Raw genomic sequence first — 22758 nt, 5'->3', positions numbered from 1 at the left:
TCTCCGTAGCGGATGCGACCATGTCCGCCTGTTGGCCTCTATTTAGCAGATTCGTAACAAAATTGCCACCCCCGGACACAAAATCCGGGAGTGGTCGCGCAAATTAAACGCAATAGATAGTCGTTCGGAAAATGCCGGGCCGTTCGCGACGGCGCTGCGGCGCGGCGGTTCAGCTACCGGCGCCGGGTTCGGGCGAGAAGAACTGTTCGAACTTGTTTTCGATGCCCTTCATGTCGTCGGCGTCGGCTGGCGCTTCGCCCTTGACGGTGATGTTGGGCCATTCGGCGGAGAATTTCGTGTTGAGTTCCAGCCATTTTTCCAGGCCGTTCTCCGTGTCCGGCAGGATCGCCTCGGCCGGGCATTCCGGTTCGCACACGCCGCAATCGATGCACTCGTTCGGGTTGATGACCAGCATGTTCTCGCCCTCGTAGAAGCAATCCACGGGGCAAACCTCGACGCAATCCATATATTTGCAGCGGATGCAGTTATCGGTCACGACATAGGTCATGGGTCAGCACTCTTGGTATGGAGACAATTCGGCGCCCTGCTATGCGCGGCGGGCGCGAAGGTCAATGAGGATATTGTTGGGCGGCGGGTAGCGGGCTTTTCCCGTCATCCCTGCGGAGGTGGGGATTCTCTCCCCTGCCGATGAGCTTGGGGCAAAGTCGGGAGATGGGTTCCCGCCTTCGCGGGAATGACGGTGGGGAGGGTCAGGCGCCGACCGTCAGCTCCTCATAGCAGGACTGGGCTTCTGGTGCGGGGCCGCGGCGGCCGGGAAGCTGGAGGATGCGGACGACGCGCACGCCGCTGGGGTGGGGGAAGGTGATGAGGTCGCCAGCCCGCACCGGAGAATGGGAGCGCTCGATGCGGCGGCCGTTCAGGCGGATATGGCCGTCCTCCGCCATTTTCTGCGCGACCGAGCGGCTCTTCGCGAGGCGCGCGAACCAGAGGAATTTGTCGATGCGCAGGCTGGGGCCGTGGGCCGGAACCAGGCCCGCGTCAGCCATTGCGGCCCAGCAGTTCGGCCAGGCCGGCGAAGGCGTGGTTGCCGGTGGGCGCCGGGCCGGACGAGGCGGCGGGGCGGGGCGGGCGGTCGCCGCGCTTGTCGCCGCGCTGCTGCTGGTGGGGTCGGGGCTTCTGGCGGCCGCGGAAGACCCAGTTGGGGCCGCCCTCTTCGGGCGCTTCCACAGGGCGGAAACCGGCGAGGCGCATCAGTTGCAGGAAGGCTTCTTCCGACAGGCCCAGCGAGACGATCTGCGGGCTTTGCGCGGTGAAGGCTTCGTTCTTGGCGATGGCTTCATGCGCGGTGCGGGCCATGCGTTCGGCCATGTCGATGCGCAGCATCTGGTCGCCGAAACCCCGGAAACCGGCGATGCGGGCGCCCATCTGGTCGAATTTCTCGCCCGCCGGGATCAGGGTGAGGCCGGGGCCGGGCAGCGGCAGGCAGGGCTTGCCCAGGCGGGCGGCCAGCAGGGCGGCGCGCCAGCGGGCGGAGCCGGGCTTCAGCAGGCCGGGATGGTAGATGTCGAGCACGCCGATATCGATGCCTGCGCGGCGCAGCAGGTGCCGCTGGTCCTTGTCGAGATGGCCGAGAGCCGAATCGAGGTCGGTGCGCGCGATAACGCCGCCCGCATCGGCAAGCTGCGCGAAGACGGCGCGGACGACGGCGGGGACTTCGGGGTCGGCGCTGCTCGCGACCATCTTGGTGAGGGGAAGGAGATGCTTTCCCTTCTGCGCGTCGAACCATGCGGCGAGGCGGGTCGCGACCTGCTTCTGCACGTCCTGGCCCAGGGCGAGGAGGGCGCGGTCCAGCCGGATTTCGGGGGCCAGCAGCGCGGAGCCGCCGTGCAGGCTCGCCACCGGATTGCCCTGCCAGCTTATGCCGGGGGCCTGACCCGCTTCGTCCGTGAGCGCGAAATCAGTATCGGGCGCGCCCAGTAATTCGTCAGCCTTCACTCGCAATATCCTTCCAAGGCGCCGTTCAGCGGCCGCCAGCAGCATCTTCCTGTCCTGATGCCGGGTAGCGGGATCGACCGAGAAACGAAATCCGTCAAGTCGCCCGATCGTCTCGCCATCGACGCAGACTGTCCCGTCCGGCTCCATTTCGACCGGCAGGTTGGCCGCGCTCTGGCCCATGTCCCTTAGCAGAACGGTGGTGCGCCGGTCCACGAAACGCTGCGTCAGCGCGGCGTGGAGGGCGTCGGACAGCTTTTCTTCCAGGGCGCGGGTGCGTTCGGCCATTTCCGCCGGATGGGCGAGCCAGTCGGCGCGATGGGCGATGTAGGACCATGTGCGCGCCGCCGCGATGCGGCCCGAAAGCGTGTCGATGTCGCCCTGCACCGAATCGAGTCGGGCGATCTGCTGCGCGAACCAGTCGCGGGGGATGTGGCCGCTCCCCTCCGAAAGGAAGCGCCAGATGCGGCTGACGGCGCGGGCATGATGTTCCGCGCCCAGCTTCTGGAAATCGGGCAGGCCGCAGGCGGCCCAGAGGCGTTCGACCTGTTTCTTCCCCCTGGCGCGTTCGATGACGACGGGGTCGTCGGCCAGCCGCTTGAGGACGGCCAGGTCCACCGCTTCGGGGGCGGGGCGCAGTTCGGGGCGTTCGGGCTTCTGTTCAAGGTCGGAGAGCAGATGGTCGAGCCGGTCGGTGCGCGGCGTGCCGTCGCGCCAGAAAAGCTGTTCGACCGGCGGGAAGCGATGGGCCTCGATGGCTTCTATCTCTTCGGGGGTGAAGGCGGCGTCGCCATCTTCATGGCCGAGGCTGCCGAAGGTGCCGTCCCGGTGGTGGCGGCCTGCCCGGCCCGCGATCTGGGCCATTTCGCTGACGGTGAGGCGGCGGGTGCGGCGGCCGTCGAACTTGCGCAGGGAGGCGAAGGCGACATGGGCGACGTCCAGGTTCAGCCCCATGCCGATGGCGTCGGTGGCGACCAGATAGTCGACCTCCCCATTCAGGAACATCTGCACCTGCGCGTTGCGGGTGCGGGGGGACAGCGCGCCCATCACCACCGCAGCGCCGCCCCGGAAGCGGCGGAGCATTTCGGCTACCGCGTAAACCTCTTCGGCGGAGAAGGCGACGATGGCGGACCGCTTGGGCAGGCGGGAGAGTTTCTTCGCGCCCGCATAGCTGAGAGTGGAGAAGCGGGGGCGGCCGATGATCTCCGCATCGGGGACCAGCGCCTTGACCAGGCGGCCGATGCTGGCCGAGCCGAGGATCATCGTTTCCTCGCGGCCCCTCGCCCGCAGCAGGCGGTCGGTGAAGATATGGCCGCGTTCCGGGTCCGCGCCGAGTTGGGCTTCGTCGAGGGCCACGAAGGCGTAATCCTTCAGGCCCTCCTGCGCGGGTTCGCGGCCCCCGCCGATGGGCATGGATTCCGCCGTGCAGAGGAAATAGCGGGCGCCGGGGGGCACGATCTTTTCCTCGCCGGTGATGAGGGCAACCTGCGCCGGGCCCTTCATGCCGACCACCCGGTCATAGACCTCCCGCGCCAGCAGGCGCAGCGGAAAGCCCATCATGCCGGAACTGTGGCCGCACATGCGTTCGACCGCCAGATGGGTCTTGCCGGTGTTGGTGGGCCCCAGGACGGCGGTGACGGGCGAGCGGGCGAATAGGGCCATGGTTCCCGCTATGTCGGGCATGGATCGGGGAAGGGCAAGGGGGAAGGGCGTGGCGGGAGGTCGAATGGGGGTTTCGGGGGTTGATTTGGGTGGTTCCCGCCACTGCTCCTTTCGTCACCCCGGGCTAGACCCGGGGTCCCGCTGCTTGGGATGGGCGTGCACTCGAAAGAAAGCGGGACCCCGGATCAAGTCCGGGGTGACGGTGGGGGTAATGACCGCTCATGGCCATTTCCCGCATTCCGAATTTATCCGCGCCGGCAAATCGGCGCGACGCGCTGTCGGCCGCCGGTCCTTCGCGCAGCACGTCCGGCCGCAGGAAAAAGGGTTAAAAAAGCCGTCTTTATTTGACTTTAACCCTATGCCTTTACAGGATTGGGGATGAACGCGCGGCGGGGGTCGGGCGATATTTGCCCCGGGGGGCCTGGTTCACCGTGTTTCATGAAGGTCAGATCAATGCCCAGCAGGGTGGCGCCTCCGCGTCCCTGTGGCTGACTGACTCGATCCGCAATGGGGGATCGGCCCAGGATCGGCGCGGCTGGCGAGAGAAGCTGCGCGATTGGGCCGAGGATGTGGAACTGGTCCCCGACCTTGGCCAGCGGGTGGGAAGTTTCACCTGGTTCCGGGGACTTGCGACCTGCCTTGGGCTGTGCGCGGCGGCGCTTTACCTGTCGCCGGGCTTCCACCCCCTGCCCGGCGCGCCGCAGCCGCTGATGCCGGCCAGGCAGTTCGATGAAGTGCGCAGCCAGATGATCATGCCCCTTGCCCTGGGCGCGGATAGCGGGCGGCGCATGGGGCCGACCGACGCGGTGCAGCCGCTGCGCGAAACGCCGGAGCGGCCGCAGATCGAATTGCGCGCGCAGATCGGCGGCAGCGATTCGCTGGGCCGGGCGCTGGCGCGGGCGGGCGTGAGCGGCGGCGACGTGGCCACGGTGACGAGCCTGGTCGCGGGCGACACCGGCGCGGGATTGAAGCCGGGCACGCCGCTGGACATCGTGCTGGGCCGCCGGGCGAGCCGGGACGTGCCGCGGCCCCTGGACAAGCTGGCCTTCCGGGCGCGGCTCGACCTGGGGATAGAGATCGCGCGGGTCGGCGGGGTCCTGCAGGTGCAGCGGACGGCGATCCATGTGGACGAGACGCCGCTGCGCATCCAGGGCGTGGTGGGCGAGAGCCTCTATCGTTCGGCGCGGGCGGCGGGCGCTCCGCCCAAGGCGATCCAGAGCTTCCTGCGCGTCGTCGCGCAGCAGGTCGATCTCGGATCGATCTCGGCCGGGGATCGCTATGACATCATCACCGAATATCGTCGGGCCGACACCGGCGACGTGGAGGTGGGCGACCTGCTGTTCGCCGGGCTTCACCGGGCCAGCGGGCGCGGCATCGACATGCTGAAATGGACGCAGGACGGGCGGACCCAGTGGTTCGAGGCGTCGGGCGTCGGCCAGCGGCGGGGCGTGCTGTCGGCGCCGGTGGCTGGGCGCATGTCGTCCAGCTTCGGCATGCGGCGCCATCCGATACTGGGCTATACCCGCATGCATGCGGGGATCGACTTTGCCGCCCATTACGGGTCGCCCATCTATGCGGCGACCGACGGCTTCGTGTCCTATGCCGGGCGGCATGGCGGGCATGGCAATTATGTCCGGCTGGAGCATGGCAACGGCCTTGCCACCGGCTATGCGCATATGAGCCGCATTGCCGCGTCGCCGGGGCAGCGGGTGCGGCAGGGGCAGGTGATCGGCTATGTCGGATCGTCCGGCCTGTCGACCGGGCCGCATCTGCATTATGAACTCTATCGCAACGGACGGACGATCAATCCGCTGTCTGTTCGCTTCACGACCACGGCGCAACTGGCCGGGCGGGAACTGGCGGCCTTCCGGGCGCGGCTGGCGCAGTTGAAGGGCCTGCGCATCGGCCTGCCCGTGCAGGTTGCGCATAGGAATGCGGCGCCGGCGGCCACCGGGAAATAGCTTTTCGCGGGCGACGCCGTCGGCTAACGGGCGGGAATGAACGCAGCGGCTTCCGACATCACCGCGATCCTGCTGGCCGGGGCGCGGCCGGTCCCCGATCCCCTGGCGGTGGCGGCGGGCGTCGCCGTCAAGCCGCTGGTGCCGGTGGCGGGGGAGCCGATGATCAACCGCCCGGCCCGCGCCCTGCTGGCGCATCCGGCGGTCGGGCGGCTGGTGGTGCTGACCCAGGCGCCCGAATTGTTCGCGGCCGATCCCGCGACGGCCTGGCTGGCGGAGCATCCCGAAGTGCGGTTCGAAAGGAGCGGAGGCGGGATCGCGTCTTCGCTCATCGCGTTGCTGGACCGGGGGGATCTGCCCTTTCCCCTGCTGATGACGACGGCGGATCATGTGCTGCTGGACGGGTCCATGCTGGACCAGATGGTGCGGGAGGCATCGGGCGCGGACATCGCCGTGGCGATGGTCGAGCGGAGGACATTGCTGGCGCGCTATCCGGGGTCGCGGCGGACCTGGCTGAAATTCCGCGACGGCTGGTGGTCGGGGGCAAATATCTTCTGGTTCGGCAGTGGCAAGGCGCGGCCGGTGATCGCGCTGTGGCAGGAGGTCGAGCAGGACCGGAAGAAGGGGTGGAAGATAGTGTCCGCCTTCGGTCCTTTGACATTGCTGGGGGCGGTGCTGCGGATTGCGACGCTGCGGGGCGGGATCGCGCGGGTAGGACGGCGGTTCGGGATCGTGGCGCGCCTGGTGGCGATGGAGAAGGCGGAGGCCTGCATCGACGCGGACAAGGTGGATGACGTGATGCTGATCGAGGGGATCCTGGCTGACGCAGCAGAATAGAACTTTCGTGTTCCTGCCTGCGCAGGAGCACGTATTTCCGCAGCCGCACTAATTATCTCAGTAGCCGTCCAGCGCCTCCAGCGCGGTGAAGCGTTGCGACCAGAGCGCGCCATAGACCGCCATCCACTGCACCACGGGCGCAAGGCCCTTGGCGCGGGCGGTATAGTAGGTTTCGCGGCCGGACCTGCGGGCCGTCACGAGGCTGGCGCGCTTCAGCTTGCCGAGATGGCGGGACACCATGGGTTGCGATACGCCGGAAATGGCGGTGAGGGCGTGGACGCTCTGTTCCCCCTCGCGCACCAGATATTCCAGCAGGGCGCGTCGGGTGCCGTCCGACAGGGCCTTGAAAAGTTCGTCGCAGGAGGCCGATCGATCGCCCCTTATAATATGTTCCGTCATGGCCAATTCATAATCGCAGGGTTATGAATGGGTCAAGGTGAAGGCGATTTTTACCCTTCCAAGCGGCGTTAACCAAAAAAACTTCGCGCCCCTTCCCCGCTGAGTCTTTTGCGCCACACTAGCCGATCTAGAGTCTTTCGAGTCGCGGTCGACTCAATATCTAGTGGCTACCCGGTTCGTTCCCGCCCGCGTTAACCATTATGGCAGGCTTGGACCCTAAGTCGCTGATCTTGACGGCCGACTCCCAAGGACTCATCGCTGGACCTCAGAAGGAAACGGGGGTCATCTAATGGGTGTCATGGAAGGCGTCGCGCCGCGGCGGAAAAAGGCGGTTGCGCCCGTAGAGGTCGAGGCAGACCGCCTGCTGCGCGGCGACTGCATCGCGGAAATGGCGAAGCTGCCCGACGCCTGCATCGACATGATCTTCGCGGACCCGCCCTATAATCTCCAGCTTGGCGGCGACCTGTTCCGGCCCGAAGGCGGCCGGGTGGACGCGGTCGACAACGATTGGGACAAGTTCGACACGCTGGGCAGCTATGACCGTTTCACCAAGGCCTGGCTGCGCGAAGCGCGGCGCATATTGAAGCCCAACGGCACCATCTGGGTGATCGGCAGCTACCACAATATCTTCCGCGTCGGCACGGCGTTGCAGGACGAGGGCTTCTGGATCCTGAACGACATCGTCTGGCGCAAGTCCAACCCCATGCCCAATTTCAAGGGCACCCGCTTCACCAACGCGCATGAGACGCTGATCTGGGCGAGCCAGGGCGAGGACGCGAAATATACGTTCAACTACAAGGCGATGAAGACGCTGAACGACGAGTTGCAGATGCGCTCCGACTGGGTGTTGCCGATCTGCGGCGGGCAGGAGCGGTTGAAGCGCAACGGCACCAAGGCGCATCCGACGCAGAAGCCCGAAGCCCTGCTCTATCGCGTGCTGCTGGCCTGCACCAGGCCGGGCGACGTGGTGCTCGATCCCTTTTTCGGCACCGGGACGACGGGCGCGGTGGCCAAGCGCCTGGGCCGCAGGTGGATCGGCATCGAGCGCGAGGAGGATTATATCGAGGTCGCGCTGGAGCGGATCGAGGCGGCGCTGCCGCTCGATGAGAGCGCGCTCACCATCATGCAGAGCGCGAAGGCGCAGCCCAAGGTGGCGTTCGGCACGCTGGTCGAGACCGGCTATCTCCAGCCCGGCGCGGTGCTGACGGACTCGAAGCGGCGCTGGCAGGCGGTGGTGCGGGCGGACGGTTCGCTCAGCGTGGGCACGGATACCGGCTCGATCCACAAGATGGGCGCGACCCTGCAGGGCGCGCCGAGCTGCAATGGCTGGACCTTCTGGCATTGCGAGGTGGAGGGCGTGCTGAAGCCGATCGATGCGCTGCGGCAGACCTATTTGCTGGCGAACGAGCCTTAACGATCCCGGATTTCCTTTCGGGCTCTGGGCGACGGAGTTTGAAGATGTTGCCACAGCTTCCTGCCGATGCGCGGCTTTACCTGCGTCCCACTTGGTTCGTGCCGTCGCCCGTCGGTCTGGCCGACGGGTCGACGGCGCGGATGGGCAATGGGTTGCTGTGGTTCCAGGCTTATGAGCTGACGGCGCGCAAGGACGGGCGGCGCGTGGCGCGGGCGACGGTGCCGGTCGCGGAGTTCGCCGACGCCATCGCGGGATTGCCCGATGCGCTGGCGGAGCGGGCGCGGCTGCTGGCGGCCAATATCTCGGCGCAGAGGCAGCCCCTGGTGCTGGGGGAACGCACCATCCGGTTCGACGCGCCGCAGGTGATGGCGATCCTCAACATCACGCCGGACAGCTTTTCCGACGGCGGCAGGCATATGGACGATCCGCAGGCGGCGGCCGATGCGGGATTCGCCATGGCGGCGGCAGGGGCGGCGCTGATCGATGTGGGCGGCGAATCCACCCGGCCCAGGGCGCCGCGCCTGTGGGAAGGGGATGAGATCGCCCGCGTCGTGCCGGTGATCGAAAGGCTGGCGGCGGCAGGCGTTCCCATGTCCGTCGACACCCGCAAGGCTGCGGTGATGGAAGCCGCGCTGGCCGCCGGAGCGGCGGTCGTCAACGATGTGAGCGCGCTGCGGCACGACTCCCGCGCCATGGAGGTGGTGGTCGCGGCGGGATGCCCCGTCATCCTGATGCATGCGCCGTCGGCCGGGGACGATCCGCACGACAATGCCGGGGGCTATGGCGATGTCGTGGCCGATGTATTCGACATGCTGGAGGAGCGCGTGGACGCCTGTCTGGCGGCGGGGGTGCCGCGCGGGAAGATCATGGTCGATCCGGGATTGGGCTTCGGCAAGTCGCTGGGCGACAATCTGGCGCTGGTGAACGGGCTGGCGACGTTGCAGGGGCTGGGCGTGCCGCTGCTGTTCGCGGGCAGCCGCAAGCGCCTGATCGGGGCCTTGTCGAACGAGGCGCCGGCGGCGGAGCGGCTGGGCGGTTCGGTGGCCCTGGCCTTCCGCGCCGCCGAACTGGGCGCGCAGATGGTGCGGGTGCACGATGTCGCGGAAAGCGTGCAGGCGCTGCACCTTTGGCGCGGTCTGGCGGATGCGGGGTTGAGCGGCGTTTAGAGCATCGTGCGGGAAAGCGGGAACCGGTTTTCCGCTCAAAACGATGCGACAACAAGAACTTGCCAGGACAGGCTCCGTTCCAGGCTTCCGGTCGTCAGAGCCAGCCTTTCGCCCGATAGGCTTCGGCGGTCGCCCTCAATCCCTCTTCCGTCGGCACCCTGGGCGCCCACAGCTTCCTGGGCGGTTGCTTGCGCTTCTTCACCACCCAGTCGGGGTGGCAGAAATAGCTGACCCGGTCGGGCGTCAGCCTGGCGTTCCGGCCACGCACCAGCCGGTCGAGCCGCGCGCCCATGCCCAGCAGCCAGGCGGGCGTGGCGAAGGTCCGCACCGCCCTCTCTCCAGGCCGCCCGACGGCGCGGCCGATCGCCTGCGCGAAGTCCATATGGTCCCAGCCGCCGGGCGTGCCGTCGTCCACCTCATAGACATGGGTCAGGCTCTTCATGTCCTTTTCGACCGCCAGCGTCAGGAACAGCCGGGCAAGGTCGCTCACCTCGATCACCGACAGCCGTCCGCCCGGCGGCATCAGCATGAACCCGCGCTTCGCCATGCGGAACAGTTCCAGCATCTCCCGGTCGCCCGGCCCGTAGATGGCGGGGGGACGGATGATGGTCCAGTCAAGCCCGCTCGCCTTCACATGCCGTTCCGCCAGTTCCTTCGACCAGCCATAGTCGGACAGGCCCGGCTCCCGCGCCGAGAGGGAGGAGACGTGGATCAGCCGCTTGACGCCGCGTTGGCGCATGGCGTCGACCACCGCCATGGTGCCCCGCGCATTGCCGGTCTCGAACCCGTCGCGGTCGGGCGCGTTCACCACGCCGGCGATGTGGATCACCACATCGGCGTCGCGGACCAGCGTGTTGAGCGCGGCCCGGTCCTCCAGCGCGCCGGGCACCCATTTGAGATGGGCGCGGGGCGGCTGCGCCCGGCGGGTGATGGCGGAGACATGGTGCCCCGCCGCCAGGGCCTGATGGAGCGTTTCGGCGCCGACGAAACCCGTCGCGCCCGTCATCGCAATGCGCAGGGACATGGGATCAGACCATCGCCATATGGTCGCGGTGGACCAGCACGGAACGGGGCAGGTGCCCCAGCAGCGTCGCGATGTCCTCGCTGCGCTTGCCCGCGATGCGCGCCGCTTCCTCGCTGTCATATTCGATGAGGCCGCGGGCGATCACCCGTCCATCCTCCGCCAATATGTCGACCACGTCGCCGCGGGCGAAGATGCCCTCTATCCGTGCAACCCCAGCTGGAAGCAGGCTGTTGCCGCGCCGCAGGGCCGCTTCGGCCCCGGCGTCGACCACGATCCGCCCGCGCACCGTCAGCCGCCCGGCGAGCCAGCCCTTGCGCGCGCCCCTGGCCTGCGCGGCGAGGAAGATCGATCCTTTCCCGCCATCGCTCCAATGCGACAGCGGCGAATCCACCTTGCCGGAGATGATCGCCAGATGCGCGCCCGCTCCGGTCGCGATGCGCGCCGCCTCGATCTTGGAGGTCATGCCCCCCGACCCCATGCCGGAGGCGGAGCCGCCGTCCGCCATCCCGGCGATGCGCGCATCGATGCGCTCGATTGTCTCTATCAGCATGGCGTTCGCATCGACATGCGGATTGGCGCTGTAAAGCCCGTCGACGTCCGACAGCAGCACAACCGCGTCAGCCCGTGCCGCCTGTCCGATGCGCGCCGCCAGACGGTCATTGTCGCCGAAGCGGATTTCCGCCGTGGCGACGCTGTCATTCTCGTTCACCACGGGCACGACGTCGAGCGCCATCAGCCGCTCCAGCGTGGCCGACGCATTGAGATAGCGGCGGCGGTTTTCCAGATCGTCCAGCGTCACCAGCATCTGCGCGGCGGTGATGCCCCTTTCGTGGAGCAGGCTGGCCCAGCATTGCGACAGCGCGATCTGGCCGGTGGCGGCGGCCGCCTGCGCGTCCTCCAGGGAGCCGCGTCCGCCCTTGGGCAGTTTCAGCCTGCGGGCGCCGAGCGCGATGGCGCCGGAGGAGACGATGATGATCTGCTGGCCCGCCTGCTTGCGCGCCGCGACGTCGGCCACCAGCGTGCGGAGCCAGGCTTCGCGCACCTCGCCCTGCGGATCGACGAGCAAGGCCGAGCCGATCTTGATGACCAGCCGGCGGATTTGCGAAGGAGGGAAACCGGAGAGGGAAGGGGTCATGAAGCGGTCCGAATGCGCTCCTCCCCTGCAGGGGAGGCGTTGGGGTGAGGAGACAAGGCGGGGGAAGCCCTATCCGGCAAGCCCCCACCCCCGACCCCTCCCCTGAAGGGGAGGGGAGGAGTTACAGTGGCGACCACGGCTTCTCGTCTTCTTCTGTCCCATCCTCTTCCTCCCCGCCGGGCTGGTCCAGCAGCGGCAGCACCGCGTCCAGCAGGGCGGGCACGCCTTCGCCGGTCGCGCCGGAGATGATGAACACATCCTCCACCCCCGCCTCGTCCCGAAGCTGGCCGGCAATGTCCTCCATCAGTTCCGGCCCCAGCAGGTCGCCCTTGTTGAGCGCCACGATCTGCGGCTTTTCGTCCAGCCCGCCGCCATAGGCCGCCAGTTCGTCCTGCACGATGCGGAACTGTTCGACCGGGTCGTCGCCGGTCGCGTCGATCAGGTGCAGCAGCACGCGGCAGCGTTCGACATGGCCTAGGAAGCGGTCGCCGATGCCGGCGCCCTCGGCCGCGCCCTCGATCAGGCCCGGAATGTCGGCCAGCACGAATTCCCGGTCGCGATGCAGCACCACGCCCAATTGCGGCTTGGTGGTGGTGAAGGCATAGGCGCCCACCTTCGCCTTGGTGTTGGTGACCTGGTTGATGAAGGTCGACTTGCCCGCATTGGGCATGCCCACCAGGCCGACGTCGGCCAGCAGCTTCAGCCGCAGCCACACCCACATTTCCTGCCCCGGCCAGCCCGTGCCATGCTGGCGCGGGGCGCGGTTTGTGCTGGTCTTGTAGGACAGGTTGCCGCGCCCGCCGTCGCCGCCGCGCAGCAGGACGATGCGCTGCCCGACCTGCGTGAAGTCGGCGAGCAGTTCCTGCTCATATTCCATCGTGCCGTCCTCATCCTCCGTCCCCTCTATGGGCGTGGGATCGGACAGGATCTGCGTGCCCACCGGCACCTTGATGACCAGGTCTTCGCCGCCGGCGCCATAGCGGTTCTTGCCCGCGCCGGGCATGCCGCGCTGCGCCTTGAAATGCTGGGTGTAGCGGAAGTCGATCAGGGTGTTCAGCCCGGCCACCGCCTCGAAGATGATGTCGCCGCCCTTGCCGCCGTTGCCGCCGTCCGGGCCGCCATATTCGACATATTTTTCCCGCCGGAAACTGACCGCGCCGGGACCGCCCCAGCCGGACTTGATGTAAATCTTCGCTTGATCAAGAAAATGCATCGCGCGCCCATAGCGGTTTATGCGGCGGAATTAAACAGGCGCGCCGCAAAAGCGGCCGCTTCTTCCGAAACGCGGCGGGGGCGGGGGAAGGCGGCCCGGCGCCGCCCTCCCCGGTCGCGGGGTTCAGGCCGCCAGAGCCGGCAGCGAATCCCCGTAAAGATCGGCGGACGAATCCGCCGTCATGGGGATCGCGCCCTCTTCCCCAGGGGAGCCTTCCTCGAAGACCAGGCAATCCGCCGCCGCGCCCCGGCCCAGGCTGAAGCGGCGCTCGATGCGACCCGTGTCGCGGAAGCCGAGCTTGCGCAGGACGTTGCCGGACGCGGGATTGTCCGCGAAATGGGCGGCGCGCACGTCGCGTATGCCCAAGGCGCGGGCCATGTGCATGACGGCGCCCGCCGCTTCGGTGGCGAAGCCGAGCCCCCAATAGGGGCGGGCGATCCAATAGCCCAGTTCCACCCTGCCGTCATCCGCCGCATGGAGGCCGCAGCCGCCCACCAGGCGCGGCGCGCCCTTGGTGCGGGTGAAGGCGAGCAGGCTGGGCAGGCGCGCGTCCTGCGGCTGGGCCAGGAACGCCTGCGCATCGGCCCGGTCGTAGGCGGCCGGCGCGCGGGTCAGGTTGCGCAGCACGGCCGCATCGCCGATCGCGTCGGCAAGGGCCGGCGCGTCTTCCATCCAGCCGGGCCGCAGCAACAGGCGGGGGGTACGGGCGAACATCGAAAGTCTCCTAATCTCCTGCGCGCCAATGACCGCGAAAAGTTACGGCATGACGACTATCTTCTCTGGCTGGGCCCCGCCCGCATGACGCGTGAGAAAGGCGGGGGTTCCAGCGGCCTGAGGGAAATTCAGGGGAGACGCCCTTCGACGCGAAAAAGGGGCGCTCCCGGATGGGGCGCCCCTTGTTTCCCTCGAACCCTGGCGGTGGCTTGTAAGCCGTTCCGTCAGGAGGATCGCCCCGTTTGCGTGGGACGATCCGTCATCGATCGTCCGTTATTCGGCTGCTTCGGCCATGGCGTCGACCGACACATATTTGCGGCCGAGCTTGCCGGTGTGGAATACCACGCGGCCTTCGCCCAGCGCGAACAGCGTATGGTCCTTGCCCATGCCGACATTGCGGCCCGGATAGACGCGGGTGCCGCGCTGGCGAATGATGATGTTGCCGCCGATCACTTCCTGACCGCCGAACTTCTTAACGCCAAGGCGCTTCGATTCCGAATCGCGACCGTTGCGCGACGAACCGCCAGCTTTCTTATGTGCCATGACTCAAACTCCTCGTGACTTTGCTGCGGCTCAGGCGATCGACACGATCTTGAGGATCGTGTGATTCTGGCGGTGGCCGTTGCGGCGGCGATAATTGTGCCGGCGGCGCTTCTTGAAGACGATGACCTTCTCGCCCTTCGCCTGCGCGACGATTTCGGCGGCGACGGTCAGCTTGGCCGCGTCCTTCACGTCGCTGCCTTCGCCGGCGAACAGGACGTCATCCAGCGTCACCTTGTCGCCGGCCTCTCCGGCCAGCTTCTCGACGACGATCTTGTCTCCGGCGGCGACGCGATACTGCTTGCCGCCCGTGCGCACGACTGCGAACATGGCTCTTCTCTTCTCGTTCAAATCTGCTTTACGCAGATCGTCGAGGGACAATGCCCTGTTGGACCCGCGCGGGAATGTGGCCCGCTACTGGAATGACTCGCCGATGTCAACCGGCAAGCGCGGCATTCGGGGCTGGTTTTTGGCCTTGTCCGACCCTATCCTGGCGCGGCGAAGGGCCAGCGAAGGGACTATATCACGGATGACGCCAGCGCCGTACAGGAAGGAAGCCTTGGCCGGCCGGCTGCCGTTCATCCTGACCCTGTGGCTGTCGCTGGGCGTGGCCCTGCTGAGCGCGCTCGCGCCCCTGGGGCCGCCGTCCAGTCGGTTCACCGGCTCCGCCTTCAATCCGGCCACCACCGGCGTGGTGCTGAAGGCCCGCGCCCATGCGCCCCCCCTCACCGTGCAGGCCATGAAGCCGGATGGCGATGGGCGCTCGCCGTTGCCGGCGCTCGCCGCGGGCGGGCCGATGGCCATAGCGATGCTGCCGGGCGCAATCCCGCTGCGCCCCGGCGACCGATTCTCGCCCTCCTTGGTTTCTTTCCCGTCCTTTCACCTGCTGTCCCGCCAGCGGGCGCGGGCGCCGCCGGCCCTTTCCTGACGCATCAGGGCGGCCGTTTTAAGGCCGCCGTCAGGAAAAAGGAGCCTCTTCATGACCCGCAGAAGATCGCGACGCGGCGGCACGGGGCCGTCCCGCCGTCCGCCATGGTGGTTCATGCCGGCCGTCATGGCGGGACTGGGCGCGGCCGGCGCGCTGTTGTCGGCGGCGATGCTGACCGTCGCTGAATGAATAGGATATGCTGCCGATGGAGGGCGTTCCTCCGTCGGCAGCCAGGGAAAGACACTCCATGCCCCATCACACGCCCCTGATCGGAACGATCGTCGCGGGCCTTGTCGTTGCCTTCGTCATGGGCGCCATCGCCCATCGCCTGAAATTGTCGCCGCTGGTCGGCTATCTGATCGCCGGGATCATGGTCGGGCCGTTCACGCCGGGCTTCGTCGCCAATGCCAGCCTGGCCAATGAACTGGCGGAAATCGGCGTCATATTGCTGATGTTCGGCGTCGGCCTGCATTTTTCGCTGCGCGACCTTCTGTCGGTGAAGAATATCGCCGTGCCCGGCGCCCTCGGCCAGATCGCGGTGGCGACGCTGATGGGCATGGGCCTGGCCTATTATATGGGCTGGCCGTTGATGGGCGGGCTGGTCTTCGGCCTGGCGCTGTCGGTGGCGAGCACGGTTGTCCTGCTGCGCGCCTTGCAGGGGGCGGATCTGGTTGAAACGCGCCGGGGCAGGATCGCCGTGGGATGGCTGATCGTCGAGGATCTGGTGATGGTGCTGGCGCTGGTGCTGCTGCCCGCGCTGGCCGGGGTGATGAACAATGCCGATGCCGGGGCCGATGCGGGGGCCGGAGCGGGGGCCGGTGCCTTGCTCGCGCCGCTGCTGGGCACGCTGCTCAAGGTCGCGGGCTTTGTCGCGCTGATGCTGGTGGTCGGCCGCCGCGTCATTCCCTGGGCGCTGCACTGGGTCGTGCATAGCGGATCGCGCGAGCTGTTCCGCCTGGCCGTGCTGGCGATAGCGCTGGGCGTGGCCTTTGGCGCGGCGGTGGCGTTCGACGTGTCCTTCGCGCTGGGGGCGTTCTTCGCCGGCATGATTTTGGGCGAGACGCCGCTCAGCCGCCGCGCCACGGAGGAGACGTTGCCGTTGCGCGACGCCTTCGCGGTGTTGTTCTTCGTTTCGGTCGGCATGCTGTTCAATCCGGCGGTGCTGGTCGAACAACCGCTGCCGTTGCTGGCCACGGTGGCGATCATCATCATCGGCAAGTCCATCGCCGCCTTCGCCATCGTCCGCGCCTTCGGCCATCCCGGCGACACGGCGCTGACCATCGCGGCCAGCCTGGCGCAGATCGGCGAATTTTCCTTCATCCTGGCATCCTTGGGGACGGGATTGGGCGTGCTGCCCGCCGAAGGGCGCGACCTGATCCTTGCCGGCGCGATCGTGTCGATCTTCCTCAATCCGCTGATCTTCTCCCTCATCGTGCGCGGGCACAAGCAGGAGGAGGTCGAGGAAGAGGCAGAGGCGCAGAAGGCCAGGGCCAAGCCGCGCATCGGCCATGTCATCCTGGTCGGCTATGGCCGGGTGGGCAAGCTGATCGCGGATCGGCTGGCGGAAAAGGGCGCGCATTTGGTGGTGATCGAAGCGGACTCCGACCGGGCGGAGGAGGCGGAGGAGACCGGCCTCACCGTCGTGCGCGGCAGCGCGCTGGAGGACCGGCATCTGCGGGCGGCCGGCATAAGCGAGGCTCGGCGCCTGCTGATCGCCGTGCCCGAAGGGTTCGAGGGCGGCGCGATCCACGAACATGCGCGCCATTTGAACCCCGACCTCCAGGTCATCGCCCGCGCCCATTCCGATGCGGAGGTCAGGCATCTGGAGGGGCTGGGCGTGCCCCATGTCGTGATGGGGGAACGGGAACTGGCGGCGCGGATGCTGGCCCTTTGCGGGGCGGGCTAGTCAGGAGAAAGGGCCGCTCCGTCGAAGGGCGGCCCTTTCCTGTTATCGGGGCTTGCGCGGACCGGGCCGCCTGGGGCCGCCCTTGAACGGGCGGGGGCTGTGCGCGGGAGGGCGGGGGCCGCGATCATTGGGGCGGCCCTTGCCGTGGCGGTTTTCGCGGGCGGCTTCGCGTGGCGTGCCCTCGACCTGCTCGAAGGCGATGTCGGCGCCCTCGTCATTGGCCTCGCCTGTCCGTTTCACCGATCCCATGAAGCGCGATACGATGGCGCTGGGGATTTCGAACAGGGTCTCGTTTGCGGCGATGCGGATCGCGCCGATGTCCTGCCGCGACACATGGCCGCGACGGCAGATCAGCGGCAATATCCAGCGCGGGTCGGCGTTCTGGCGGCGGCCGATGTCCATGCGGAACCAGACCGTGTCCTCAAAGCCGGGGCGCGGCCCGTCGCGGCGTTGCGGGGCTTCGCTGGCGTCCAGCAGTTCCTCCGGCGCGGGCAGGGCGGCGCGGGCGCTCTTCACCAGCATGGCGGCGATTTCCTTGGCCGATTTCGCCTCCAGCAGTTCGGCGCCCAGCGCCCAGTCCTGCTCGTCGAGGTCGGCGCGTTCCATCAGTTTCTCGCGCAGGCGGGCATTGTCCTGTTCCTGGATCGCTTCCTTGCTGGGCGGGGTGCCCCATTCGACCGGGATCTTCGCGCCGCGCAGCATGGATTCGACGCGGCGGCGGCGGGGATAGGGGACGATGAGGACCGCCGTGCCCTTCTTGCCTGCGCGGCCGGTGCGGCCGGAGCGGTGCTGCATCGTCTCCGCGTCGCGGGGCAGTTCGACATGGACGACAAGGCTGAGATTGGGGAGGTCGATGCCCCGCGCCGCCACGTCGGTCGCGACGCAGACGCGGGCGCGGCGGTCGCGCAGCGCTTGGAGGGCATGGTTGCGTTCATTCTGGCTATGCTCCCCCGACAGCGCCACCGCCGCGAAGCCGCGCTCGGTCAAGCTGGCGTGGAGGTGGCGGACATTGTCGCGGGTGGCGCAGAAGAGGATCGCCGTCTCCGCCTCATGATAGCGCAGCAGGTTGACCACGGCATTTTCGATGTCGGCGGGGGCGACGGTCACGGCCTGATAGCTGATGTCGCCATGGCCGCGCTCATCGCTGACGGTGGAGATGCGCAGCGCGTCCTTCTGGTAGCGCTTGGCGAGCGCCACGATCGGCTTGGGCATGGTGGCGGAGAAGAGGAGGGTGCGGCGGCCTTCGGGCGCGCCGTCGAGAATTTCCTCCAGATCCTCGCGGAAGCCCATGTCGAGCATCTCGTCGGCTTCGTCCAGCACGACGGTCTTGAGGCCCGACAGGTCGAGCGCGCCGCGTTCCAGATGGTCGCGCAGGCGGCCCGGCGTGCCGACGACGATATGCGCGCCATGGGCAAGCGCCCGGCGTTCCTTGGCGGCGTCCATGCCGCCCACACAAGTGGCAATACGCGCGCGGGCCTCGCCATAGAGCCATTCCAGTTCGCGGGCGACCTGCAGCGCCAGTTCGCGGGTCGGGGCGATGGCGAGGGCGAGCGGCAGGCCGGGGGCGGGGAGGCGGCTGGCGTCGCCCAGAAGTTCCTTCGCCATGGCCAGGCCGAAGGCGACGGTCTTGCCGGAGCCGGTCTGGGCCGAGACGATGAGGTCGCGGCCTTCGGCTTCCGGCTGGGTGACCTGGGCCTGGACGGGGGTCAGGCTTTCATAGCCCTTTCGCGTCAGGGCGCCGGACAGGAGAGGGGGGAGGTGTTCGAAAGACATTCTATTTTCCATCGGTAAAAGGCGACCCGCCATTCCCGACGGATACGAAGGTGACCTCAATGCGCTCCGGGGGTTTTTGGAGCCGGGGTGCAAGGTCGTGCGCCCCGAAGTTCACACCGTTGCTGGGGGTGTCCCCGGCGGTGTTTGGAAATGCTGTGCTCCTGCGAAGGCAGGAGCCTAGGGCGAGGTGCGCGACCTTGGACCCTGGGCTCCTGCCTTCGCAGGAGCACGGCATAGCATAAAAAGCGAAAGCCTCCTTCCCCATGTGGAGGAAGGAGGCTCCCCTATCTGTTTGTGCGTCGGATCAGACCGAGGCGACTTCCGCCACGTCGACCTTCACGCCCGGACCCATGGAGGAGGACAGGGCGATCTTGCGGACGTACTTGCCCTTCGAACCCGACGGCTTCGCCTTGACGATGGCGTCGACGAAGGCGTCGAAATTCTTGCGCAGGTCTTCGGCCGAGAAGCTGGCCTTGCCGAGGCCGGCGTGGATGATGCCCGCCTTTTCGACGCGGAATTCGATCTGGCCGCCCTTGGCGGCCTTGACCGCTTCGGCGACGTTCGGGGTGACCGTGCCCAGCTTCGGGTTCGGCATCAGGCCCTTGGGGCCCAGAACCTTGCCGAGGCGGCCGACCAGACCCATCATGTCGGGGGTGGCGATCACGCGCTGGAAGTCGATATTGCCCGCCTGGATCGATTCCAGCAGGTCTTCGGCGCCCACCACGTCGGCGCCGGCGGCGGTCGCGGCCTCAGCCTTGTCGCCGCGGGCGAACACGGCGACGCGGACGTCCTTGCCGGTGCCGGCCGGAAGCGTGACGACGCCACGGACCATCTGGTCGGCGTGACGCGGATCGACGCCCAGGTTGATCGCGATTTCGACGCTTTCGTCGAACTTGGCGGTCGCATGGGTCTTGATCAGGCCCAGCGCCTCGTCGACGCCGTGCAGCTTTTCGCGGTCAACGGCAGCGGCCAGGGCCTTCGCCTTCTTCGTCAGCTTTGCCATGGTCTTAGCCCTCCACCACTTCGAGGCCCATCGCGCGGGCGGAGCCTTCGATGATCTTCGTCGCTGCATCGATGTCGTTCGCGTTGAGGTCGGCCATCTTGGCCTGCGCGATTTCGGCGAGCTGCGAGCGCTTGATCTTTCCGGCGGAAACCTTGCCCGGTTCCTTCGAACCCGACTTCAGGTTGACGGCCTTCTTGATCAGATAGGTGGCGGGCGGCTGCTTCGTGACGAAGCTGAACGAACGGTCCGCATAGACGGTGATGATGGTCGGCAGCGGGGTGCCCTTTTCCATCTTTTCCGTCGAGGCGTTGAACGCCTTGCAGAATTCCATGATGTTCACGCCGCGCTGACCCAGCGCCGGGCCGATCGGCGGCGAGGGGTTGGCGGCTCCAGCGGGCACCTGGAGCTTGATATAGCCCGTAATCTTCTTGGCCATGTTCACTCACTCTGTTGCTGGGCGCGTCCGAGGATGCGCCCGGTTCAAGTTTAGCGGTATTGACGGATCACCGGAGCGATCCTCCCGCAGCTATTCCCGGTTTCCCGGAAATTCCTTTGCCGTCATGCCGCCTTTTCGAGAAGAAAGCGGGACCCCGGATCAAGTCCGGGGTGACGGATGTTGTTCTTACTTCGCCAGGCTTCCTTATTTGGACAGTTCGACCTGTTCGAAGTCCAGTTCGACCGGGGTGGCGCGGCCGAAGATCGACACGGACACCTTGACCCGGTTCTTTTCGAAATCCAGTTCCTCGACCGTGCCGTTGAAGCTGGCGAAGGGGCCGTCCAGCACCTTGACGCTGTCGCCGATCTCGTAATCGACGTTGATCTTGTGCTTGGGCGCGGCCTCGGCGGCCTTCTGCGCGCCGAAATAGCGGGCGGCCTCCGCCTCGCTGATGGCCTGCGGCTTGCCGCTCGACCCCAGGAAACCCGTCACCTTCGGCGTGTTCTTGACCAGGTGGTAGATGTCGTCGTTCATCGCCAGCTTGGCGAGGACATAGCCGGGCATGAACTTGCGCTCGACCTGCACCTTCTTGCCGCGCTTCACCTCCGTCACGGTCTCGGTGGGGACTTCCACCTGTTCGACCAGTTGGGAGAGGCCCATGCGCTCGGCTTCGGACAGGATCGATTCCTTGACCTTGTTCTCGAAGCCCGAATAGGCGTGGATGATGTACCAGCGCGCCATGTTGCCGTCTCAAACTCCCACTAAGCGATTCACTGGGAAATCGCGGTAATCAAAAACTCTCAAGCCTGGCCGGCGGCGAACGCCAGCAGCCACTGGACGATCGCGCCGAAGAAGGTGTCGATGCCGAAGAAGAAGATGCCCAGCAGCGAGGTCATGATGACCACCATCACGCCGGTCATGATCGTTTCGCGGCCGGTGGGCCACACGATCTTCGACGCTTCGGCCTTCACCTGATTGACGAATTCGCCCGGAGAAACCTTCGCCATCGCCCGCACCAAATCCTTCCAACAAACACCAAAGCGCGAAGCAACAGTCCGCCCTCCCGATCCCGCCCTGTTCGGCGTCCGGGGGTGCGGCCGCGCTCCGCGACCCATGCTTCGTCAAGCACAGCTAGCCGCGAACCCCCGATAATTCAAGGTTTCGCGGCCAGTTCGCTTGGCAGGAGTGGAGGGACTCGAACCCCCGGCATTCGGTTTTGGAGACCGACGCTCTACCAACTGAGCTACACTCCTGCACTGGCCGGGGCCAGCGAAGGAGGGCGCTTTAGCGTGGCGGACCGGGTTGGGCAAGCGGGAAACTGAGAGCATGTCCCGATTGAATTGAATCGGAATATGCTCTCATTTTTCTTTGCTTGCCGTGATTTCCGAGCCGTGAAATGGAACATTTCACTTGAAATCACTCTAGAGGAAATTCCCGCCCTTCATGATCCGCCTTACCCGGCCCTGCACGGGCATGCGGTCGAACGGGGTGTTTCCGGCCTGTGCGGCCATTTTCCCCGAATCGACGATCCAGGGCGCGTCGGGATCGATGAAGATCAGGTCCGCCGCGCTGCCCGGCGCGAAGCCGCCCGCGTCCACGCCCAATATCCTCGCCGGATTGGCGCTGAGCAGGGTCATCAGCCGGTTGAGCGTCACATGCCCGTCCCGCACCAGGTTGAGCGACAGGGCGAGCAGCGTTTCCGCGCCCGCCATGCCCGGCGCGGCGTCGGCGAAGGGCAGGCGCTTGTCCTCCGGCCCGCGAGGGTCGTGGCTGGAGGTGATGACGTCGACCGTGCCGTCCGCGACCGCCGCGATGGAGGCCTTGCGATCGTCCTCCGACCGCAGGGGGGGCGAGAGGCGGGCGAAGGTGCGGAAATCCGTCACCGCATTATCGGAGAGGAAGAGATAGGCCGGGCTGATGCCGCATGTGACCTTCAACCCCTCCGCCTTGGCGGCGCGGATCAGGTCGAAGCCTGCCCTTGTCGTCACCAGCCGGAAGTGGATCGCCGCCCCGGTGGCGCGGGCCAGCATGATGTCGCGGGCGATGGCCATGGCTTCGGCGCAGGCGGGGGCGTGGGGCAGGCCGAGGCGGGTCGCGGTCTCTCCGCTGGTGGCGACGGCCTTGCCCGCCAGCCCCGCATCCTCGGCATGGGTGATGACGGTGAGGCCGAGGCCGGAGGCGTAGGAGAGGACGCGCATCATCACGCCCGAATCCGCGATCCACTGGCGGCCGGTGCCGACCGCTTTGGCGCCCGCCGCCTGCATCATGCCGATTTCGGCCAGTTCCGCGCCCTTGAGGCCCCGCGTGGCGGCGGCGATGGGGTGGACCCAGAAATCGGGTTTCCCGGCGCGGGTGGCCTGGCGGATGAGGCCCGCATCGTCCAGCGGGGAGGACTGGTCGGGCATCAGCGCGGCGCGGGTGATGCCGCCGAAATGGAAGGCGGGCTTGTCGGTGGCGAAGACGCCCAGGTCGATCAGGCCGGGGGCGACGACCAGGCCGTTCGCGTCGATGGTTTCGGCGTCCGGGGGGATGGCGACGTCGCCTGAGGCGAGGATGCGGTCATCCTCTATCAGGATGACGCCGGGGGTGAGGTCTTTGCCTGACGGGTCGGCCAGTTTGCCGTTGGCGATGGCGAGTCTGGTCATTGCGCGTTCCCCCTGCCTTGCGCCTCGGGATGGGGCGGGAGATGGATCCCCG

At 67.3% G+C, this 22758-nt stretch carries 23 protein-coding genes and 1 tRNA gene; 7 read left to right on the top strand and 17 right to left on the bottom strand.

Annotated features, from left to right (window positions below; all coding sequences use genetic code 11):
* Positions 1-169 precede the first annotated feature (169 nt).
* The 3 genes from fdxA to Sj15T_RS10070 all read right to left on the bottom strand — a co-directional run bounded on the left by fdxA (position 170) and on the right by Sj15T_RS10070 (position 3615).
* Positions 170-508, bottom strand: a complete 339-nt coding sequence (gene fdxA, locus Sj15T_RS10080) for a ferredoxin FdxA (RefSeq protein ID WP_013040902.1) — start codon at positions 506-508, stop codon at positions 170-172.
* A 202-nt stretch (positions 509-710) separates the two neighbouring features.
* A complete protein-coding gene (locus Sj15T_RS10075; RefSeq protein ID WP_013040901.1) occupies positions 711-1007 on the bottom strand; it encodes an RNA-binding S4 domain-containing protein in 297 nt (98 codons plus the stop codon).
* The gene (locus Sj15T_RS10070) at positions 1000-3615 is read right to left on the bottom strand and encodes a helicase-related protein (RefSeq protein WP_253720658.1); all 2616 of its coding nucleotides are present in this window, start codon (positions 3613-3615) and stop codon (positions 1000-1002) included. The genes Sj15T_RS10075 and Sj15T_RS10070 overlap by 8 nt, the downstream gene beginning before the upstream one ends.
* Positions 3616-4046: 431 nt before the next feature.
* Here Sj15T_RS10070 and Sj15T_RS10065 point away from each other — a divergent pair, with 431 nt between their 5' ends.
* Complete coding sequence (locus Sj15T_RS10065; protein WP_013040899.1) at positions 4047-5576, top strand: M23 family metallopeptidase; 1530 nt, start codon at positions 4047-4049, stop codon at positions 5574-5576.
* A gap of 36 nt (positions 5577-5612) precedes the next feature.
* A complete protein-coding gene (locus tag Sj15T_RS10060) occupies positions 5613-6410 on the top strand; it encodes a nucleotidyltransferase family protein (protein ID WP_013040898.1) in 798 nt (265 codons plus the stop codon).
* A 57-nt stretch (positions 6411-6467) separates the two neighbouring features.
* Here the strand turns inward: Sj15T_RS10060 and Sj15T_RS10055 are convergent, their stop codons facing one another.
* Complete coding sequence (locus tag Sj15T_RS10055; RefSeq protein ID WP_013040897.1) at positions 6468-6809, bottom strand: metalloregulator ArsR/SmtB family transcription factor; 342 nt, start codon at positions 6807-6809, stop codon at positions 6468-6470.
* A gap of 289 nt (positions 6810-7098) precedes the next feature.
* On the opposite strand from Sj15T_RS10055, the gene Sj15T_RS10050 reads away from it, so the two are divergent.
* Both Sj15T_RS10050 and folP read left to right on the top strand, forming a co-directional pair.
* Positions 7099-8223 carry a site-specific DNA-methyltransferase gene (locus tag Sj15T_RS10050; RefSeq protein WP_041386034.1) on the top strand — a complete coding sequence of 375 codons (1125 nt, stop codon included), beginning with the start codon at positions 7099-7101 and terminating at the stop codon, positions 8221-8223.
* Between the two features lie 44 nt (positions 8224-8267).
* Complete coding sequence (folP, locus tag Sj15T_RS10045; RefSeq protein WP_013040895.1) at positions 8268-9389, top strand: dihydropteroate synthase; 1122 nt, start codon at positions 8268-8270, stop codon at positions 9387-9389.
* A gap of 94 nt (positions 9390-9483) precedes the next feature.
* Here folP and Sj15T_RS10040 read toward each other — a convergent pair whose 3' ends face one another.
* The 6 genes from Sj15T_RS10040 to rplU form a co-directional block, all read right to left on the bottom strand.
* Positions 9484-10413: an NAD(P)-dependent oxidoreductase gene (locus tag Sj15T_RS10040; RefSeq protein ID WP_013040894.1), complete on the bottom strand. Its 930-nt coding sequence runs from the start codon at positions 10411-10413 to the stop codon at positions 9484-9486.
* 4 nt (positions 10414-10417) lie between these two features.
* A complete protein-coding gene (gene proB / locus Sj15T_RS10035; protein ID WP_013040893.1) occupies positions 10418-11548 on the bottom strand; it encodes a glutamate 5-kinase in 1131 nt (376 codons plus the stop codon).
* 121 nt (positions 11549-11669) lie between these two features.
* The gene (obgE, locus tag Sj15T_RS10030) at positions 11670-12761 is read right to left on the bottom strand and encodes a GTPase ObgE (protein ID WP_013040892.1); all 1092 of its coding nucleotides are present in this window, start codon (positions 12759-12761) and stop codon (positions 11670-11672) included.
* Positions 12762-12884: 123 nt separating this feature from the next.
* The gene (locus tag Sj15T_RS10025; protein WP_013040891.1) at positions 12885-13475 is read right to left on the bottom strand and encodes a GNAT family N-acetyltransferase; all 591 of its coding nucleotides are present in this window, start codon (positions 13473-13475) and stop codon (positions 12885-12887) included.
* A gap of 273 nt (positions 13476-13748) precedes the next feature.
* Positions 13749-14018, bottom strand: a complete 270-nt coding sequence (gene rpmA, locus Sj15T_RS10020) for a 50S ribosomal protein L27 (protein WP_007683600.1) — start codon at positions 14016-14018, stop codon at positions 13749-13751.
* Between the two features lie 30 nt (positions 14019-14048).
* The gene (gene rplU, locus Sj15T_RS10015; RefSeq protein ID WP_007683601.1) at positions 14049-14345 is read right to left on the bottom strand and encodes a 50S ribosomal protein L21; all 297 of its coding nucleotides are present in this window, start codon (positions 14343-14345) and stop codon (positions 14049-14051) included.
* Between the two features lie 199 nt (positions 14346-14544).
* On the opposite strand from rplU, the gene Sj15T_RS10010 reads away from it, so the two are divergent.
* From Sj15T_RS10010 to ybaL, 3 genes are read left to right on the top strand one after another with little or no spacing between them, the layout of a single operon-like run.
* Positions 14545-14943, top strand: a complete 399-nt coding sequence (locus Sj15T_RS10010; protein ID WP_041386032.1) for a hypothetical protein — start codon at positions 14545-14547, stop codon at positions 14941-14943.
* A gap of 51 nt (positions 14944-14994) precedes the next feature.
* Positions 14995-15132, top strand: coding sequence for a hypothetical protein (locus tag Sj15T_RS10005; RefSeq protein WP_007683605.1), 138 nt, complete (start codon positions 14995-14997; stop codon positions 15130-15132).
* A 58-nt stretch (positions 15133-15190) separates the two neighbouring features.
* Positions 15191-16849 (top strand): YbaL family putative K(+) efflux transporter, encoded by a 1659-nt coding sequence (gene ybaL / locus Sj15T_RS10000; protein WP_007683606.1) that lies wholly within the window; start codon positions 15191-15193, stop codon positions 16847-16849.
* A 42-nt stretch (positions 16850-16891) separates the two neighbouring features.
* Here ybaL and Sj15T_RS09995 read toward each other — a convergent pair whose 3' ends face one another.
* The 7 genes from Sj15T_RS09995 to Sj15T_RS09965 all read right to left on the bottom strand — a co-directional run bounded on the left by Sj15T_RS09995 (position 16892) and on the right by Sj15T_RS09965 (position 22706).
* Entirely contained in the window at positions 16892-18622 is a 1731-nt protein-coding gene (locus Sj15T_RS09995) for a DEAD/DEAH box helicase (RefSeq protein WP_013040889.1), read from the bottom strand.
* A gap of 304 nt (positions 18623-18926) precedes the next feature.
* Positions 18927-19625, bottom strand: a complete 699-nt coding sequence (rplA, locus tag Sj15T_RS09990) for a 50S ribosomal protein L1 (protein WP_013040887.1) — start codon at positions 19623-19625, stop codon at positions 18927-18929.
* A gap of 4 nt (positions 19626-19629) precedes the next feature.
* Complete coding sequence (gene rplK, locus Sj15T_RS09985; RefSeq protein WP_013040886.1) at positions 19630-20061, bottom strand: 50S ribosomal protein L11; 432 nt, start codon at positions 20059-20061, stop codon at positions 19630-19632.
* A 204-nt stretch (positions 20062-20265) separates the two neighbouring features.
* Entirely contained in the window at positions 20266-20802 is a 537-nt protein-coding gene (nusG, locus tag Sj15T_RS09980; RefSeq protein WP_007683610.1) for a transcription termination/antitermination protein NusG, read from the bottom strand.
* Positions 20803-20861: 59 nt separating this feature from the next.
* Positions 20862-21068, bottom strand: a complete 207-nt coding sequence (gene secE, locus Sj15T_RS09975) for a preprotein translocase subunit SecE (protein WP_007683611.1) — start codon at positions 21066-21068, stop codon at positions 20862-20864.
* A gap of 170 nt (positions 21069-21238) precedes the next feature.
* Positions 21239-21314, bottom strand: a tRNA-Trp gene (locus tag Sj15T_RS09970).
* A 168-nt stretch (positions 21315-21482) separates the two neighbouring features.
* Complete coding sequence (locus tag Sj15T_RS09965; protein ID WP_013040884.1) at positions 21483-22706, bottom strand: dihydroorotase; 1224 nt, start codon at positions 22704-22706, stop codon at positions 21483-21485.
* Positions 22707-22758: the final 52 nt, after the last annotated feature.

The organism is Sphingobium sp. TA15 (genome assembly GCF_037101235.1).
GTDB lineage: Bacteria > Pseudomonadota > Alphaproteobacteria > Sphingomonadales > Sphingomonadaceae > Sphingobium > Sphingobium indicum.
Note: the sequence above shows the minus strand (reverse complement) of the source record. Positions and strands in the feature narration are given on the sequence as shown.

Bases quoted from the DNA above. Each gene is read 5' to 3' on its own strand.
- fdxA (WP_013040902.1), bottom strand. From the start codon at position 508: ATGACCTATGTCGTGACCGATAACTGCATCCGCTGCAAATATATGGAT.
- Sj15T_RS10075 (WP_013040901.1), bottom strand. From the start codon at position 1,007: ATGGCTGACGCGGGCCTGGTTCCGGCCCACGGCCCCAGCCTGCGCATC.
- Sj15T_RS10070 (WP_253720658.1), bottom strand. From the start codon at position 3,615: ATGGCCCTATTCGCCCGCTCGCCCGTCACCGCCGTCCTGGGGCCCACC.
- Sj15T_RS10060 (WP_013040898.1), top strand. From the start codon at position 5,613: ATGAACGCAGCGGCTTCCGACATCACCGCGATCCTGCTGGCCGGGGCG.
- Sj15T_RS10055 (WP_013040897.1), bottom strand. From the start codon at position 6,809: ATGACGGAACATATTATAAGGGGCGATCGATCGGCCTCCTGCGACGAA.
- Sj15T_RS10050 (WP_041386034.1), top strand. From the start codon at position 7,099: ATGGGTGTCATGGAAGGCGTCGCGCCGCGGCGGAAAAAGGCGGTTGCG.
- folP (WP_013040895.1), top strand. From the start codon at position 8,268: ATGTTGCCACAGCTTCCTGCCGATGCGCGGCTTTACCTGCGTCCCACT.
- Sj15T_RS10040 (WP_013040894.1), bottom strand. From the start codon at position 10,413: ATGTCCCTGCGCATTGCGATGACGGGCGCGACGGGTTTCGTCGGCGCC.
- proB (WP_013040893.1), bottom strand. From the start codon at position 11,548: ATGACCCCTTCCCTCTCCGGTTTCCCTCCTTCGCAAATCCGCCGGCTG.
- obgE (WP_013040892.1), bottom strand. From the start codon at position 12,761: ATGCATTTTCTTGATCAAGCGAAGATTTACATCAAGTCCGGCTGGGGC.
- Sj15T_RS10025 (WP_013040891.1), bottom strand. From the start codon at position 13,475: ATGTTCGCCCGTACCCCCCGCCTGTTGCTGCGGCCCGGCTGGATGGAA.
- rpmA (WP_007683600.1), bottom strand. From the start codon at position 14,018: ATGGCACATAAGAAAGCTGGCGGTTCGTCGCGCAACGGTCGCGATTCG.
- rplU (WP_007683601.1), bottom strand. From the start codon at position 14,345: ATGTTCGCAGTCGTGCGCACGGGCGGCAAGCAGTATCGCGTCGCCGCC.
- Sj15T_RS10010 (WP_041386032.1), top strand. From the start codon at position 14,545: ATGACGCCAGCGCCGTACAGGAAGGAAGCCTTGGCCGGCCGGCTGCCG.
- Sj15T_RS10005 (WP_007683605.1), top strand. From the start codon at position 14,995: ATGACCCGCAGAAGATCGCGACGCGGCGGCACGGGGCCGTCCCGCCGT.
- ybaL (WP_007683606.1), top strand. From the start codon at position 15,191: ATGCCCCATCACACGCCCCTGATCGGAACGATCGTCGCGGGCCTTGTC.
- Sj15T_RS09995 (WP_013040889.1), bottom strand. From the start codon at position 18,622: ATGTCTTTCGAACACCTCCCCCCTCTCCTGTCCGGCGCCCTGACGCGA.
- rplA (WP_013040887.1), bottom strand. From the start codon at position 19,625: ATGGCAAAGCTGACGAAGAAGGCGAAGGCCCTGGCCGCTGCCGTTGAC.
- rplK (WP_013040886.1), bottom strand. From the start codon at position 20,061: ATGGCCAAGAAGATTACGGGCTATATCAAGCTCCAGGTGCCCGCTGGA.
- nusG (WP_007683610.1), bottom strand. From the start codon at position 20,802: ATGGCGCGCTGGTACATCATCCACGCCTATTCGGGCTTCGAGAACAAG.
- secE (WP_007683611.1), bottom strand. From the start codon at position 21,068: ATGGCGAAGGTTTCTCCGGGCGAATTCGTCAATCAGGTGAAGGCCGAA.
- Sj15T_RS09965 (WP_013040884.1), bottom strand. From the start codon at position 22,706: ATGACCAGACTCGCCATCGCCAACGGCAAACTGGCCGACCCGTCAGGC.